General features: G+C 57.2%; 14 protein-coding genes and 1 pseudogene. 7 read left to right on the forward strand and 8 right to left on the reverse strand.

What is annotated here, in order from left to right; all coding sequences use genetic code 11:
• The first annotated feature begins 57 nt into the window (after positions 1–57).
• The 3 genes from dbpA to yccS all read left to right on the forward strand — a co-directional run bounded on the left by dbpA (position 58) and on the right by yccS (position 5,163).
• On the forward strand, positions 58–1,395 hold the full coding sequence (gene dbpA / locus KGB21_RS05620) for an ATP-dependent RNA helicase DbpA (RefSeq protein WP_253277065.1): 1,338 nt from the start codon (positions 58–60) through the stop codon (positions 1,393–1,395).
• Positions 1,396–1,526: 131 nt separating this feature from the next.
• On the forward strand, positions 1,527–2,705 hold the full coding sequence (locus KGB21_RS05625; RefSeq protein WP_223504108.1) for an NAD(P)/FAD-dependent oxidoreductase: 1,179 nt from the start codon (positions 1,527–1,529) through the stop codon (positions 2,703–2,705).
• A 274-nt stretch (positions 2,706–2,979) separates the two neighbouring features.
• Entirely contained in the window at positions 2,980–5,163 is a 2,184-nt protein-coding gene (gene yccS / locus KGB21_RS05630) for a YccS family putative transporter (protein ID WP_034147486.1), read from the forward strand.
• Positions 5,164–5,288: 125 nt separating this feature from the next.
• On the opposite strand, the gene KGB21_RS05635 is transcribed toward yccS, so the two are convergent.
• Positions 5,289–6,026: a substrate-binding periplasmic protein gene (locus KGB21_RS05635; RefSeq protein WP_034147487.1), complete on the reverse strand. Its 738-nt coding sequence runs from the start codon at positions 6,024–6,026 to the stop codon at positions 5,289–5,291.
• Positions 6,027–6,281: 255 nt separating this feature from the next.
• Here KGB21_RS05635 and KGB21_RS05640 point away from each other — a divergent pair, with 255 nt between their 5' ends.
• The gene (locus tag KGB21_RS05640; protein ID WP_034147488.1) at positions 6,282–6,734 is read left to right on the forward strand and encodes a GNAT family N-acetyltransferase; all 453 of its coding nucleotides are present in this window, start codon (positions 6,282–6,284) and stop codon (positions 6,732–6,734) included.
• 99 nt (positions 6,735–6,833) lie between these two features.
• Here KGB21_RS05640 and KGB21_RS05645 read toward each other — a convergent pair whose 3' ends face one another.
• The 3 genes from KGB21_RS05645 to KGB21_RS05655 all read right to left on the reverse strand — a co-directional run bounded on the left by KGB21_RS05645 (position 6,834) and on the right by KGB21_RS05655 (position 9,888).
• On the reverse strand, positions 6,834–7,130 hold the full coding sequence (locus KGB21_RS05645) for a helix-turn-helix domain-containing protein (RefSeq protein ID WP_007894945.1): 297 nt from the start codon (positions 7,128–7,130) through the stop codon (positions 6,834–6,836).
• A gap of 97 nt (positions 7,131–7,227) precedes the next feature.
• The gene (locus tag KGB21_RS05650; RefSeq protein WP_223504110.1) at positions 7,228–7,719 is read right to left on the reverse strand and encodes a M48 family metallopeptidase; all 492 of its coding nucleotides are present in this window, start codon (positions 7,717–7,719) and stop codon (positions 7,228–7,230) included.
• 45 nt (positions 7,720–7,764) lie between these two features.
• Positions 7,765–9,888 (reverse strand): putative bifunctional diguanylate cyclase/phosphodiesterase, encoded by a 2,124-nt coding sequence (locus KGB21_RS05655; protein WP_034147490.1) that lies wholly within the window; start codon positions 9,886–9,888, stop codon positions 7,765–7,767.
• Positions 9,889–10,209: 321 nt separating this feature from the next.
• On the opposite strand from KGB21_RS05655, the gene KGB21_RS05660 reads away from it, so the two are divergent.
• Complete coding sequence (locus KGB21_RS05660) at positions 10,210–10,878, forward strand: polysaccharide lyase family 7 protein (protein WP_034147491.1); 669 nt, start codon at positions 10,210–10,212, stop codon at positions 10,876–10,878.
• 170 nt (positions 10,879–11,048) lie between these two features.
• On the opposite strand, the gene KGB21_RS05665 is transcribed toward KGB21_RS05660, so the two are convergent.
• The 3 genes and pseudogenes from KGB21_RS05665 to KGB21_RS05675 form a co-directional block, all read right to left on the reverse strand.
• Positions 11,049–11,501: a ubiquitin-like protein gene (locus KGB21_RS05665; RefSeq protein WP_223504112.1), complete on the reverse strand. Its 453-nt coding sequence runs from the start codon at positions 11,499–11,501 to the stop codon at positions 11,049–11,051.
• A gap of 83 nt (positions 11,502–11,584) precedes the next feature.
• Positions 11,585–11,770: a hypothetical protein gene (locus KGB21_RS05670; protein ID WP_155292731.1), complete on the reverse strand. Its 186-nt coding sequence runs from the start codon at positions 11,768–11,770 to the stop codon at positions 11,585–11,587.
• A gap of 212 nt (positions 11,771–11,982) precedes the next feature.
• Positions 11,983–12,211, reverse strand: a pseudogene (locus KGB21_RS05675) (fructose-1,6-bisphosphate aldolase); the annotation flags it as partial.
• A 79-nt stretch (positions 12,212–12,290) separates the two neighbouring features.
• On the opposite strand from KGB21_RS05675, the gene KGB21_RS05680 reads away from it, so the two are divergent.
• Both KGB21_RS05680 and KGB21_RS05685 read left to right on the forward strand, forming a co-directional pair.
• A complete protein-coding gene (locus tag KGB21_RS05680; protein ID WP_034147493.1) occupies positions 12,291–12,542 on the forward strand; it encodes a helix-turn-helix domain-containing protein in 252 nt (83 codons plus the stop codon).
• Positions 12,539–13,738: a type II toxin-antitoxin system HipA family toxin gene (locus KGB21_RS05685; RefSeq protein ID WP_223504114.1), complete on the forward strand. Its 1,200-nt coding sequence runs from the start codon at positions 12,539–12,541 to the stop codon at positions 13,736–13,738. Before KGB21_RS05680 ends, KGB21_RS05685 begins: the two co-directional genes overlap by 4 nt.
• 79 nt (positions 13,739–13,817) lie before the next feature.
• Here the strand turns inward: KGB21_RS05685 and fba are convergent, their stop codons facing one another.
• Positions 13,818–14,882, reverse strand: coding sequence for a class II fructose-bisphosphate aldolase (gene fba / locus KGB21_RS05690; protein ID WP_007981624.1), 1,065 nt, complete (start codon positions 14,880–14,882; stop codon positions 13,818–13,820).
• Positions 14,883–15,059: the final 177 nt, after the last annotated feature.

The following is a 15,059-nucleotide window of genomic DNA, read 5'->3' on the forward strand; positions in this document are numbered from 1 at the left end:
GCCAGTCCCGTGACCACCATCGCCACCGCTTTTAATACTTTGCCGCTGTCCGCCGCCATGCTGGCTAACCTCGACTCCCTCGGTTATGCCCAGATGACGCCGATCCAGGCGCAAAGCTTGCCGGTGATCCTCAAGGGGATGGACCTGATCGCCCAGGCCAAGACCGGCAGCGGCAAGACTGCTGCGTTCGGTATCGGCCTGCTGAACCCGATCAATCCGCGTTACTTCGGCTGCCAGGCACTGATCCTGTGCCCGACCCGCGAGCTGGCTGACCAGGTTGCCAAGGAAATCCGTCGCCTGGCCCGTGCCGAAGACAACATCAAGGTCCTGACCCTTTGCGGCGGCGTGTCCCTCGGTCCGCAGATCGCCTCGCTGGAGCACGGCGCGCACATCATCGTCGGCACCCCGGGGCGCATCCAGCAGCACCTGCGCAAGGGCTCGCTGGTGCTTCACGGCCTCAACACCCTGATCCTCGACGAAGCCGACCGCATGCTCGACATGGGTTTCTACGATTCCATCGAAGAAATCATCATGCAGTCGCCAGAACGTCGCCAGACCCTGCTGTTCTCCGCTACCTACCCGGTGGGCATCAAGCAACTGGCCTCGAAATTCATGCGCAACCCGCAGCAAGTGAAAGCCGAAGCGTTCCACGACGACACGCAGATCGAGCAGCGCTTCTACGAGATCTCCCCGGAAGAGCGCATGAGCGCCGTGACCAAGGTCCTCGGCCACTTCCGCCCGGCATCCTGCGTGGCCTTCTGCTACACCAAGCAGCAGGTCCAGGAAACCGTCGATCACCTGACTGCCAAGGGCATCTCCGCCGTCGGCCTGCATGGCGATCTGGAACAGCGAGATCGCGATCAGGTGCTGGCGATGTTCGCCAACCGCAGTACTTCGGTCCTGGTTGCCACCGACGTCGCCGCACGCGGCCTCGACATCGATTCCCTGGACATGGTGATCAACGTCGAACTGGCCCGTGATTCGGAAATCCACATCCACCGCGTGGGCCGTACCGGTCGTGCCGGTGAAAAAGGCATCGCGATCAGCCTGGTCGCACCGCCCGAAGCCCAGCGTGCACAGGCCATCGAACAGTTGCAGAAATCGCCGCTGACCTGGGATCAGGTCGACAACCTGACCAACCAGGGCGGTGGCCCGCTGCTGCCGCAGATGAGCACCCTGTGCATCGGTGCTGGCCGTAAAGACAAGGTTCGTCCGGGTGACATCCTTGGCGCACTGACTGGCGACGCGGGTATTCCTGGTGCTCAGGTCGGCAAGATCGCGATTTTCGACTTCCAGGCCTTCGTAGCCGTGGAACGCGGGATCGCCAAACAGGCCTTGCAGCGCCTGAACGACGGCAAGATCAAAGGCCGTTCGCTGCGCGTGCGGATCCTCTGATCGACTGTAGGAGCCGGCTTGCTGGTGATGAACGATGACGCGGTCGACCAGATGGACCGCAGCGTCTGCATCGCCAGCAAGCCGGCTCCTACAGGTTTTGCGTTGGTTTTAAAATTTTTGAGGACACCGTTTTGCGCTCTACCGAAGTCGTGATCATTGGCGCTGGCGCCGCTGGGTTGATGTGTGCGCTGACCGCCGCTGGGCGCGGGCGCAAAGTATTGTTGCTCGACCACGCGAATAAGGCCGGCAAGAAAATCCTGATGTCGGGCGGCGGCCGCTGCAATTTCACCAACATGTACACCGAACCGAGCAATTTCCTTTCGCAGAACGCGCATTTCTGCAAATCGGCCCTGGCCCGCTACACCCAATGGGATTTCATCGGCATGGTCGCCAAACACGGCGTGCCGTATCACGAGAAAAAACTCGGCCAGTTGTTTTGCGATAACAAGTCCAGCGACATTCTGGAAATGCTGCTGAACGAGTGCGATCAGGTCGGCGTCAGCCTGCACCTGGACACCTCGATCCAGACCATCGAGAAGCTCGAAAAAGGCTATTTGCTGGACACCACGCTGGGGCAGATCACTTGCGAATCCCTGGTGATCGCCACGGGTGGCCTGTCGATTCCGACTCTGGGCGCGACCGGCTTCGGCTATCAAGTGGCCAAGCAATTCGGCCACGACCTGTTGCCCACCCGCGCCGGACTGGTGCCGTTCACCATCACCGATCAGCTCAAGGAATTGTGTACCGAGTTGTCGGGGACGTCGGTGGATTGCCTGGTCAGCTGCAATGACCAGAGCTTCCGCGAGAACATCCTGTTCACCCACCGCGGCCTGAGTGGCCCGGCGATTTTGCAGATTTCTTCGTTTTGGGAATCCGGCGACACGGTGGAAATCAACCTGATGCCGGACCATGACGCGTCAGATTGGCTGCAACAGCAACAAGCCGAACGCCCCAACAGCGAACTGAAAACCCTGCTCGGTGAAATCTTCACCAAGAAGATGGCCAATTTGCTGGCAGACAACTGGTTCGTCTCCAAACCGATGAAGCAGTACACCCACGCGGAAATCGCCGCCATCGCCGAGAAACTGGCGAGCTGGAAAGTCGTACCGGCCGGCACCGAAGGCTATCGCACCGCCGAAGTGACTTTGGGTGGCGTGGATACCAACGAAGTGTCGTCCAAGACCATGGAATCGCTGAAAAGCCCTGGGTTGTATTTCATTGGTGAAGTTTTGGACGTGACCGGGCATCTGGGCGGCTTTAATTTCCAGTGGGCCTGGGCCTCGGGCTACGCCGCCGCGCAGTACGCTTGATAAACGAGCTTTGGTGGCGAGGGAGCTTGCTCCCGCTGGGCTGCGGAGCAGGCCCAAAACCTGTCTCCCGGTTTACCTGACACACCCAGTGCACAGGATTTACGACGGCTACGCCGCCGAGCGGGAGCAAGCTCCCTCGCCACAGGGTTCATTTCAAATGCGACATCTCCATCAGGAAGGAACAGATTTTGCTGTCAGATGTGATCGCCGCCATTGCGTCGGCGTCATTACTGGCTCAATTTAGCGTCATCGCCTCGGAAGGCCCTCGCACTTCATGTCATCGACCTCGTTTCGTCAGTCTTTGCGTCGCCTTTGGGCGCTGGATAAATTCAGCTACAGCGTGCGGGTGTTCATCGCCCTGACCGGCACCATGGCGTTGTGTTGGTATCAGGATGAAATGGGACTGCTGATCCCGTTATTCCTGGGGATCATTGCAAGCGCCCTGGCCGAGACCGACGACAGTTGGCAAGGCCGCCTCAACGCGCTGGCGGTGACACTGGTGTGTTTCGCAGTCGCCGCGCTGTCGGTCGAACTGCTCTTTCCCTACCCCTACCTCTTCATTATCGCCTTTGCCCTCGCCGCGTTCTGCCTGACCATGCTCGGTGCACTGGGCGAACGCTATGGTGCAATTGCTTCGGCGACGCTGATTCTGTCGGTCTACACCATGATCGGCGTGGACCAGCGCGGCGGCGCAGTCACGGATTTCTGGCACGAGCCGCTGCTGCTGGTGGCCGGTGCGGCCTGGTACGGCGTGCTGTCGGTGTTGTGGCAGGCGCTGTTTTCCAACCAGCCCGTACAGCAGAGCCTGGCGCGGTTGTTCCGCGAACTGGGTTTTTACCTGAAGCTGAAATCGTCGCTGTTCGAGCCGATCCGGCAGATGGATGTGGAGGCGCGGCGACTGGAACTGGCACAACAGAACGGTCGCGTGGTCGCAGCCCTCAACGCGGCCAAGGAAATCATTCTGCACCGGGTCGGCAACGGTCGGCCCGGCTCGAAGGTCAGTCGCTATCTGAAACTGTACTTTCTCGCGCAGGACATCCACGAACGCGCCAGTTCCTCGCACTATCCGTACAACGCTCTGGCTGAAGCATTTTTCCACAGCGACGTGCTGTTCCGCTGCCAACGCCTGCTGCGCCAACAAGGCAAAGCCTGCCGGGCGCTGGCCGAGTCGATCCAGATGCGCCAGCCGTTCATCTATGACGCCAGTTTCGCCGAAGCCTTGAGCGACCTGCACGCGTCACTCGAACACCTGCGCATCCAGAGCAACCCGGCCTGGCGCGGCTTGTTGCGCTCGCTGCGCGCACTGGCGGCCAACCTCGGCACCCTCGACCGCTTGCTCAGCGATGCCAGCAACCCTGACGCCCTGGCCGATGCCACCGACAGCAGCCTGCTCGATCGCTCGCCGCGCAGTCTCAAGGACGTCTGGATACGTCTGCGCACGCAGCTGACTCCGACTTCGCTGCTGTTCCGCCACGCCCTGCGTTTGCCCCTGGCCTTGAGCATCGGCTACGCGATGGTGCATTTGATTCACCCGTCCCAGGGTTACTGGATCATCCTCACGACGCTGTTTGTCTGCCAACCGAACTACGGCGCTACCCGACGCAAACTCGGCCAGCGGATCATCGGCACCGCCATCGGCCTGACCCTGGCCTGGGCGCTGTTCGACCTGTTCCCGAACCCGCTGATCCAGTCGTGCTTCGCCATCGCTGCCGGGGTGGTGTTCTTTACCAACCGCACCACCCGCTACACCCTGGCGACAGCGGCAATCACCCTGATGGTGCTGTTCTGCTTCAATCAGGTCGGCGACGGTTACGGACTGTTTTTGCCACGGCTGTTCGATACCCTGCTCGGCAGCCTGATCGCCGGCCTCGCGGTATTCCTGTTCCTGCCCGACTGGCAGGGTCGGCGCCTGAACAAAGTGCTGGCCAACACCTTGAGCTGCAACAGCATCTATCTACGCCAGATCATGCAGCAATACGCGGCCGGTAAAAGCGACGACCTGGCCTATCGCCTGGCCCGGCGCAACGCGCACAACGCCGATGCGGCGCTGTCGACCACCCTGGCCAACATGCTGATGGAGCCGGGGCATTTCCGTAAGGAAGCGGACGTCGGGTTCCGTTTCCTGGTGCTGTCGCACACGTTGCTCAGTTATTTATCGGGCCTCGGCGCTCACCGGGAAACCCTGCTACCGGCGGATGTGCGCGAGCATTTGATCGAAGGCGCCGGCGTGAAGCTGGCCAGCAGCATCGACGAAATCGCCCAAGGCCTGGCGAGTAAAACCCCGGTTGCGATCCAAAGCGATGAGGAAGAAGCGCTGGCCAACGAGCTGGAGCAAATGCCGGATGAAATCGATGAGGGTCAGCGACTGGTGCAGACGCAATTGGCGTTGATCTGCCGGCAACTTGGGCCGCTGCGCACGTTGGCGGCGCATTTGATCAAGGATACGAGTGAGGATTGAGATTTTCAGTGATTGCACTGGCCTCATCGCTGGCAAGCCAGCTCCTACAGTTAATTTGCGTGCAGCACGGATCACCTGTAGGAGCTGGCTTGCTAGCGATGAGGCCATTAGCCCCACCACAACACCTACATCCCATGCTGCTTCATCAACCGCGCATAACTCCCATCCGCCTTCATCCTGGCAATTTCCCGGTCGAACCCGGCGACGATCTGCTCATGCTTCGGGTTCTTCAGGCTGACCAGAATGTGCAGGCTGTTTTCGCTCAACGGCTTGGGCAAAAATTCCACGGCATTGCGCACCTTGGATGATTCACGGGCCAGGTAATAGCGAGCAACGTACTCATCTTCCAGCGTCAGCTTGACCCGATCGGCAGCGACCATGCGCACGGCCATGGCAAAACTGTGCACCGGGATTTTCTGCAAGGATTCATCTTCATCGAACGCAGCCGAATAGGCATACCCGCGCACCACAGCAATCGGATAGGTGTGCAGTTGTTGCAGATTGTTGAATTCGATCGGTGCGTCTTTGCGCTTGAGAAAGCGCACGCGATTGAGCAGGTACTCGCCGGAAAACTGGCCGAGTTTTGTGCGCTCGTCGTTGTACCAGGCATTGACCAGCACGTCATAACGGCCCTCGCCTACTCCCAGCAACGCCCGCGCCCAGGGCACCTGTTCGAAATCACTGGCATAGCCGGCTCGCGCCAGTGCGGTGCTGACAATATCGGTGGCCAATCCACCGTTGAGCAGCGTGGCGTCGGTAAATGGCGGCCAGGCATCCGCCACCAGTCGCAGTTTTTCTGCCGCCGCGTTTTGAATCAGCAACAGCAATCCAATCAAAGCAAAGGCTCGATGCAATCGCGGCATGCTAGAAAATCCTTAGCGGGCGGGCTGCCCGACGTGTTTTCAGCCAAAACTCCAAGACCCCGTACCGGCACAACAAGGCACTAAACATTAGTTCATTGAAGCCACTGCACATCGCTCGATCCCAGATTACACAAAGAAGACAGCGCCGCGCGAAATGAATGATGGCATTTTGGTCTTTGTCACAGATTCCTTCGCCATAAAGACATCTAACGCCTAGGCGCTTAGTATCGAGGGACGTTTTCAGGGAATCAGAACATGACAATCGATTGGGTCTGCAAACACCATAGTGACCTGGGCAAAGAACAGCTGTACGCCATTCTGCAACTGCGGGCCGAGGTGTTCGTCGTCGAGCAAAAATGCATCTATCAGGACATTGATGGCCAGGATCTGGAAGGTGACACCTGCCATCTGATGGCGTGGGACGGGGATCGTCTGGTGGCGTACCTGCGCCTGCTCGACCCGGAGTTACAGGGCGGTGACGTGGTGATCGGCCGGGTGATCATTGCGCCTCAGGCCCGGCGTACAGGGCTTGGCCATGCGTTAATGGACCAAGCGCTGAAGCAGACTGAGAAGCGCTGGCCAGACATGCCGATCTATCTTTCGGCACAGGCGCATTTGCAGGGGTATTACGGGCGGTACGGGTTTGTGGTGGCGGGTGAGGAATATATCGAGGATGGCATTCCACACATTGGGATGCGTCGTTCCTGAGGGACGTATCGCTGGCAAGCCAGCTCCTACAATGATTGCGGGTGTATCGCATCGGAACCTGTAGGAGCCGGCTTGCTGGCGACGGCATCAGCGCAAATCTCAGGGATACTCCAACACCGCTTTAATCTGCCGCAAATTGCGCTCGATCCACCCCCGATCAATCGCCCCCCACTCGCGAATCCGATAGCGCCCGGCATGGTTGCGCGCGCCTTCTTCCTGCTCGAACTCGCAAACGATATCCAGATCCGCCAACGCAGCGATGGTGTCCTGGGCTGTACGCCGGGGCATGCCGGTGACCTCGGTCAAGGCCGGAACGCTGCTGGCCAGACCACTGTCGATCAGGTACGCCACGTACAAGCGGCGGTAGAAGCTGCTCTTGGTCTTGCTTACGTCCATCCACAAACTCCCGGTTTAAAAGATCGCAGCCTGCGGCAGCTCCTACAGGGTTCGCGTTCCAATGTAGGAGCTGCCGCAGGCTGCGATCTTTTGATCTTTATTGCATATCCCGCCAAGTCAGATACACCCGCACATCGAACTCCACTTGGTGATACCCCGGCAACATGTGATCGCACAGCTTGTAGAAGGCCTTGTTGTGATCCGACTCTTTGAAATGCGCCAACTCGTGCACCACGATCATTTTCAGAAAGTCCGCGGGCGCTTCCTTGAACAGCGAAGCGATTCGAATCTCCTTCTTCGCCTTGAGCTTGCCGCCCTGCACACGCGAGATCGTGGTGTGCAGGCCGAGAGCCCGGTGGGTCAGGTCCAGACGGTTATCGAACAACACTTTGTCGATGGCCGCGGCGTTGCGCAGGTATTCCTGCTTGAGATCCAGCGCATAGGTGTACAACGCCTTGTCACTCTGCACCCCGTGTTTTTCCGGGTAACGCTGACTCAAGTAATCGCCCAGCCGACCTTCGGCGATCAGCTGGCGCACCTGGTCCTGCAATGAAGCGGGATAGGCCTGGAGATATTTCAACACGGTCATCGCAGCGGCAACACAAGTCACGAAAAGGTCGCCAGTGTAGCGAATTCAACGGGGCAGCGCGCTCCAGTCGAAGGGCTGTACGAAGTCGCCGATGTCTTCAGCCATCATTGGCCGCGCCACCAAAAATCCTTGCACATATTCGCAGCCATTGGCTTGCAGCCAATCGTACTGCGCGATGGTTTCCACGCCTTCGGCAATCACCAGTATCCCGTACTGTTTGCACAGGTCGATGACATTGCGTGCCAACGCCGCGTCCCGCGCAGAGTCGGGCAGCCGCGCGATCAAATGCCGGTCGAGCTTGACCGTGTCCAGCTCCAGATCACGCAGGTGCGACAGCGAGCACGGCCCGGAACCAAAATCATCCAGCGCCACCCTGACCCCCAGGTTGCGCAGCAACCGTAGCTGTTTGCGGGTTTCTTCGGCGTCGTGCATCAAGGCCTCCTCCGTGACCTCGACTTCCAGATGACGCGCCAGCAAGCCGTGGCGTTCAAGCACGTGACGCAATTCGGTCACCAGATGCGGCATGGAGAACTGGGTGCGGCTCAGACTGACGCTCAGCACCAGGTCCTCAGCGAACAGGGTTTCCCAAGCCTTGCGCTGCCCGGCGCTACGCTGGTAAATCCAGCTGCCGAGACGACTGATCAGCCGTGCTTCTTCCAGCAGCGGCAAAAACAGCCCCGGCGGCACGTCACCGACGCTCGGATGCTGCCAGCGCAGCAAAGCCTCGAACCCGCGAATCTTCCCGTCACCAATGGCCACCTGCGGTTGATACACCAGGTTGAAATCTCGGTTCTCGATGGCCGTACGCACACTTTCTTCGAGCATCAGCCGCGAACGAGCCCGGCCGTTCATTTCGTGATCGTAAAAACGATATTGCTGACGACCGGCGCGTTTGGCCTCGTACATCGCGATATCGGACGCCCGCAACAAACCGTCAAGATTGGGACCGCAATCCGGGAACGTGGCAATGCCGATGCTGGCGCCCAAGGTAATGTCCAATCCATCGATTTGCTGACAAACCGACACCCGCTCAATGAGTTTTTCGGCAATCCGCGCCGCTTGATCGGGAACGTCGAGGTCCAGCAATGCAGTGAACTCGTCGCCACCAATGCGCGCCAGAATGTCGAAGGGCCGCAGGCAGGCCTTCAATTGCTCGGACACCCAACGCAGCACGCGATCGCCAGCATCGTGACCAAGGGAATCGTTAACCCGCTTGAAACCGTCGAGATCCAGGTACAACAAGACCCAGGAACGCTCGGTGCGATCGCTGCGCAGCAGCAGATTTTCCACGGTTTGATAAAAGCCACGACGGTTGAGCAATCCAGTCAGCGGGTCGGTGACGGCCTGGACTTCGAGTTGTTGGTGCAGGTGACGCACCACCGACATGTCCTGCACGGTGACCACCATGGCACGTTGTTCGGCGGGCAACGGTGCGCAAGACAACGCAACCGGCACTTGCTGGCCGGGCGCAGTGCGCAGCAGCGCATCGTGCAGGCGTAACGTCTCGCCGCGTTTGTAGCCGGACAACAAATCCGAGTCAGCCCAGCGCGGGAAGTGCGGTTTTTGCAGATAGCCCAATAGCTCTCTGCCTTGCAGCTCTTGCACCGTGGCGTTGAGCAACCGCGAAATCGCCGGATTGGCAAAGCGGATCAGACCGTCCTCTCCGACCACCAGAATGCCTTCGGCGGCGTTCTCCAACACCGAGGCATTGAAGGCGCGAGCGACCTCCAGATCGTGGCTCAGGCGCTGCAACGCCCGTCGGTTGCGCTGGTGCTCCAGCAACGCCTGGACCTTGGGCTTGAGAATTTGCGGATCGAACGGTTTGAACAGGTAATCCACCGCACCACTGGCATAGCCCTTGATCACGGCATCCTGGGACTGTTCGTTGGCGGTGAGAAAAATAATCGGCGTCAGGCGGGTTCGCTGGCTGCCACGCATCAGGCGCGCCACTTCGAAGCCGTCCATGCCCGGCATCTGAACATCCAGCAGCACCAGGTCGACATCGTGTTCAAGCAACACGCCGAGGGCCTCGAAACCCGAGGCAGCGGTGATGACCTGCCAGTCCTGGCGCTGTAATAGTGCCCGCATACTGATCAGGTTTTCAGGGTAATCGTCGACGATTAGTAACGTTGAGCTGCCTTCAATTGGCGGGGGGTGCGCGCATTCCATGCTGCTTCTCTTGTTCAAGACGTCAGGCCGGTTTCTTGTGAAAACCGGACAAATACTGAGGCTTACTCTAGACCGGGTTCCGTAAAAGCAGAAGCTGTCAGTGCGCCATCATTTAACCGAAGCGTCCATTTGCCGACTAACGGTCGGAGCTACAGCCCGCTGAAACCGGCAGAGATGGCATTTCGACAGGATGTTGACGCCAACTAACTGCCAGGCGGACGTTAACAAAAAAGCATTCTACGATTATAAAGACCGCCCTCCAAGGCACGTGCCAGAGCATCTGGCACGGGCGTGCAACGAAAATTCGTGGAAGCTTTGATTATGATTGACCTCGCATCCTGGAACCTCAGTGTTCCTGTCGGCAGCCCGCCGTACACCGTTGAAACATCGAAACTGGTGAATGGCTTCAAGGATCAATACTTCCATTCCGACACCGGCGTTTTGTTCTTCTGGTCCCCGGTAACCGGCTCGCGCACTGAAAATGCCATCTATCCACGCACTGAATTACGCGAAACCTACAGCAACGGCACTCTGAAAAACTGGTACTACCCGGACGCCGACAATACCCTGAGGGCAACCCTGGCGGTGAATCAGGTGCCAAGCTCGGGCAAAATCGTCATTGGTCAGATCCATGCCTACAACAGCCAGAAGCCCATGGTGAAGGTCGAGTACCAGTACAAGACCAAAACCTCCACCGGTAACATCGTCGCCAAAGTGCGCATGCATCCCGATGACGATGAAGGCCGGGTCATCACCGTCGCCACCGGGGTAAAACTCGACCAGGAATTCTCCTACCTCATCCACCTCAGCCCCGGCGGCGCCTTGGGCATCAGCGCAGCGGGCTATCAGTGGGACACGGATATCAGCGCAACCTGGCGCGACAAACCGCTGTACTTCAAGGCCGGGGTGTATGTGCAGGACAATACCGGGTACACCAGTGAAGGCGGGAAAGTGACGTTTAGCAAGCTGGATATTGATCACGATAAATAATTTCACCATCGTTATCAGTGGTCAAAACATCACTTGGGAAACCCGCCTCGCGGCGGGATTCCAGGTATCCCGACCTGAAATGAAAGATTACAACGTTACGTAGAAACCGCTCACGATTGAACAGGAATGTGTCACTGAACGCACAATCAAAGAGATGAAAACTCGTATCACTAACGTAGTACCAAATGAATAATCGAATCTCCTACGACATTGTAGCTAGCCAAGGTCCGCCCATCCTCCATCTGCTTTCCTGCAAAGATCAAGCGCTGTTTGTCTGGAGGGACCCCCTCTTTAACTTGAATCTGTGCTTTCAAACGTTCAACTGAATCCAAGGAAGAAACTTCTATACTTATAGTTTTCCCACTACCACTGGGAGGTGTAACGAATATCTGCGAAACTTTTTCAATCTTGAAACCGGTAATATTTCGGATGGAGATAACTCTTGCAACGTTGTAACTGTCCTCATCTACAACGGTAATCATTGAGGTTTCTTTAGAATCCAGCTTTCCTGAAAGCGTACGACTCTCTGCTAAAGAGGTGGTCGCATCATTAAATACAAATTCCACGAAAACCCTATCACCTACTTTTGCCGCATCCAGGATAGCTTGAGTAGCAGTATCCATGGAACCTCCAGCGATAATATTCAATTTTGAGGAGCGAACTCATACTCATCACGAGATCACTTCACGGTAGCTCATTGCGCCCCCTATTTCGTCGGACACTGCCCATTTATCTTATCTTCGTCCGCGCAGTCATTAGCGAATATAATTTTTTGTTGAACCGACAATACTCTTTCAACCTCCGCATTAGTAAAATCCTGAGAAGCAAAACCAACCCCATTGACTGCTAAAAACATTAGGGCAGTACATGCAAACCATTTTGATACTTTCATTGAGAAAACTCCTAAGCAAGGGGGACACCTGACTTGAGAGTGAATCATCCTTCCCGGCGACGTACTGTACAACTGTCAATGTTGACAGTATTCAATATTCATTCTGAAAAATTATCGCGACCGATATAGAGAATCGAAATATCAAAAGCATCGCTCACAAAAAAAAACCGCTTCTCGGCGGGTTTCTCATACAACTCAAACGCTGAAGCACCTTAGTTGACCTTAGCGTTCAACTCTCCTTTCAGATAACGCTGATACATCCCTTCCAACGAGATCGCCCTGATCTTCGAAGCATTACCGGCAGTGCCGAAAGCTTCGTAGCGAGCGATGCACACGTCGCGCATGGCGGTGACGGTGGCGCCGAAGAATTTACGTGGGTCGAATTCGCTCGGGTTGGTGGCCATCAGGCGACGCATGGCGCCCAGCGGACGCCAAGTGCAGGTTGCTTTCAAACAAAAACTTCCTAGATAAAATGTTGCGTATACGATACATTTAAAATCAAATGTTGCGGTAATAGAACATGGATCACGATCTTATAATCAGCCGACTAGGCACCCAGTTACGAACCCAACGGATAAGACGTGGTTTGACGCAAGCGCAGCTTGCCGAGCTCGCGGGGCTGACGCGTTACAAGGTTATTGCGGTCGAAAAGGGCAACCTTTCTGTCGGCATGATCGCCTACGCGCGCATTCTCGGTGCTCTTGATTGTGAACTCGCTGTCGTCCCCGCCGCCATGCCCACCCTTGAAGAGCTTGGGGACCTGTTCGAATGAAAATGACCTCTCTCAAAGTGAGCACGCCTGAGGGAGCTAGTGGCAGGCTTTTCAGCGTTACAGAGGATTTCACGTTCCGTTATCACGGAGATGCATTGCCCGAGATGGCAATCAGCTTGTCCATGCCAGTACGGCATGACGAGTTTCGGCGGCGCGAGCTTCATCCTGTTTTTCAGATGAACCTGCCAGAAGGTTATGTGCTGGAGCAACTTCGCAATCGCTTGGCCAAGACTGCGAATGTCGATCCGATGTTGTTGCTGGCACTGACCGGCAGCACTTCACCCATCGGTAGGGTTCAGGTGCGATCTGAAGCGGTGGACGCACTGCTGGAGGAGCAACAATTTCCGGGAGAAAAGCTCGAAGAAATTCTGACCTGGAATGGGACGGAAGATATCTTCGCTGACATGCTTGATCGCTACATCCTGCGAGCAGGCATTTCTGGTGTTCAACCCAAGGTGTTAGTGCCGGAACGACAAGAAACAGCTCAGCCACGAGTGACATCGAAGACCTCGGATCTGATTATCAAAAGCGGCCGCGACGAATTTCCCGGCCTGGCGATCAACGAGTTCCTTTGCATGTCCATTGCCAAGGAGGCGGGAATTCCCGTTCCACCGTTTTACCTTTCCGATAATGCCAAGCTGTTTGTCATGCGTCGTTTTGACCGCGACGATCAGCTCAACCCGATAGGGTTTGAAGATATGGCGGTGTTGATGGGGTTATCGGCCAGCCAAAAGTACAGCAAGAGTTATGCAGCCATCGCCAAGGCTATTCGCTTGTTTTGCCCAGCCAGACATTTGCGCCACTCTCTTGAGCAACTTTTCGACAGCGTAGCCCTGAGTTGCATTGTCGGGAATGGCGACGCTCATTTGAAAAACTTCGGTTTGCTCTATTCCGATCCCACACAGCGTGATGCGCGTCTCTCTCCGGCTTACGACATCGTCAACACTACTGCCTATATCCCGGAAGACGTTTTGGCGCTGGATCTGGCCGGTAACAAGTCAATGTTTGCCTCACGCCAAGGACTCCTGGAGTTCGCGCACACTTGTGATATCGAGCACCCAAGGGAACGCGTTCAGACAGTGCTCGCTGCGGTTGAAGCAGTCCTCAACCGTTATCCCCAGTATCGAGAACAGGCACCTCATGTTGTCACTGCCATTGAGCATTCGGCAGCACCGTTCTCCCTGACCTTTGGATAGATTGATTACGCAAAATATCGCTGCGCACAAAAAACCCGCCTCTCGGCGGGTTTTTCATGCAACTCAAACACTGAGCGTCTTAGTTGACCTTAGCGTTCAACTCGCCTTTCAGATAACGCTGATACATGCCTTCCAGCGAGATCGCCTTGATCTTCGAAGCATTACCGGCAGTGCCGAAGGCTTCGTAGCGAGCGATGCACACGTCGCGCATGGCGGTGACGGTGGCGCCGAAGAATTTACGTGGGTCGAACTCGCTCGGGTTGGTGGCCATCAGGCGACGCATGGCACCGGTGGACGCCAGGCGCAGGTCGGTGTCGATGTTGACCTTGCGCACGCCGTGCTTGATGCCTTCGACGATTTCTTCAACCGGTACGCCGTAGGTTTCTTTGATGTCGCCGCCGTACTGGTTGATGATCGCCAGCCACTCTTGCGGAACCGAAGACGAACCGTGCATCACCAGGTGAGTGTTCGGAATGCGCTTGTGGATTTCCTTGATGCGGTCGATCGCCAGTACGTCGCCGGTAGGCGGCTTGGTGAACTTGTACGCGCCGTGGCTGGTGCCGATGGCGATGGCCAGGGCGTCGACCTGAGTGCGCTTGACGAAGTCAGCGGCTTCTTCCGGGTCGGTCAGCATCTGGCTGTGATCCAGAACGCCTTCGGCGCCGATGCCGTCTTCTTCACCGGCCATGCCGGTTTCCAGCGAACCCAGGCAACCCAGCTCGCCTTCTACCGAAACGCCGCAGGCGTGAGCCATGGCGACGGTTTGTTGGGTAACGCGGACGTTGTAGTCGTAGTCGGTCGGGGTCTTGCCGTCTTCGCCCAGGGAACCGTCCATCATCACCGAGCTGAAGCCCAGTTGAATGGAACGCTGGCAGACGTCAGGGCTGGTGCCGTGGTCCTGGTGCATGCACACCGGGATGTGCGGGAATTCTTCGATGGCTGCCAGGATCAGGTGACGCAGGAACGGTGCGCCGGCGTATTTGCGAGCACCGGCCGAAGCCTGGACGATCACCGGGGAGTCAGTCTTGTCAGCGGCTTCCATGATGGCGCGCATCTGCTCAAGGTTGTTGACGTTGAAGGCTGGAACGCCGTAGCCGAACTCGGCTGCGTGGTCCAACATCTGGCGCATGCTGATAAGTGCCATTGTGTGTGTCTCTCCCGGTTTGGGTCGTTAATCGTGCCAGCCTGCCGTAGCGGCGGCGGCTATTCAAGTTATTGCAGATCGGGGGTTGGCCCGGGCTGCGAATTCGGTGTTACCAAAATCTCAAAAACTACAAAGAACCCTGTGGCGAGCGAGCTTGCTCGCGCTCGGCTGCGAAGC

It is taken from the genome of Pseudomonas sp. GL-RE-29 (assembly GCF_019947275.1).
GTDB classification, from domain to species: Bacteria; Pseudomonadota; Gammaproteobacteria; order Pseudomonadales; family Pseudomonadaceae; genus Aquipseudomonas; species Aquipseudomonas fluorescens_A.

Excerpts from the sequence above, each read along its gene's own strand:
- dbpA (WP_253277065.1), top strand. The coding sequence starts at position 58 with ATGCTGGCTAACCTCGACTCCCTCGGTTATGCCCAGATGACGCCGATC.
- yccS (WP_034147486.1), top strand. The coding sequence starts at position 2,980 with ATGTCATCGACCTCGTTTCGTCAGTCTTTGCGTCGCCTTTGGGCGCTG.
- KGB21_RS05635 (WP_034147487.1), bottom strand. The coding sequence starts at position 6,026 with ATGCCGCGATTGCATCGAGCCTTTGCTTTGATTGGATTGCTGTTGCTG.
- KGB21_RS05640 (WP_034147488.1), top strand. The coding sequence starts at position 6,282 with ATGACAATCGATTGGGTCTGCAAACACCATAGTGACCTGGGCAAAGAA.
- KGB21_RS05645 (WP_007894945.1), bottom strand. The coding sequence starts at position 7,130 with ATGGACGTAAGCAAGACCAAGAGCAGCTTCTACCGCCGCTTGTACGTG.
- KGB21_RS05650 (WP_223504110.1), bottom strand. The coding sequence starts at position 7,719 with ATGACCGTGTTGAAATATCTCCAGGCCTATCCCGCTTCATTGCAGGAC.
- KGB21_RS05655 (WP_034147490.1), bottom strand. The coding sequence starts at position 9,888 with ATGGAATGCGCGCACCCCCCGCCAATTGAAGGCAGCTCAACGTTACTA.
- KGB21_RS05660 (WP_034147491.1), top strand. The coding sequence starts at position 10,210 with ATGATTGACCTCGCATCCTGGAACCTCAGTGTTCCTGTCGGCAGCCCG.
- KGB21_RS05665 (WP_223504112.1), bottom strand. The coding sequence starts at position 11,501 with ATGGATACTGCTACTCAAGCTATCCTGGATGCGGCAAAAGTAGGTGAT.
- KGB21_RS05670 (WP_155292731.1), bottom strand. The coding sequence starts at position 11,770 with ATGAAAGTATCAAAATGGTTTGCATGTACTGCCCTAATGTTTTTAGCA.
- KGB21_RS05680 (WP_034147493.1), top strand. The coding sequence starts at position 12,291 with ATGGATCACGATCTTATAATCAGCCGACTAGGCACCCAGTTACGAACC.
- KGB21_RS05685 (WP_223504114.1), top strand. The coding sequence starts at position 12,539 with ATGAAAATGACCTCTCTCAAAGTGAGCACGCCTGAGGGAGCTAGTGGC.
- fba (WP_007981624.1), bottom strand. The coding sequence starts at position 14,882 with ATGGCACTTATCAGCATGCGCCAGATGTTGGACCACGCAGCCGAGTTC.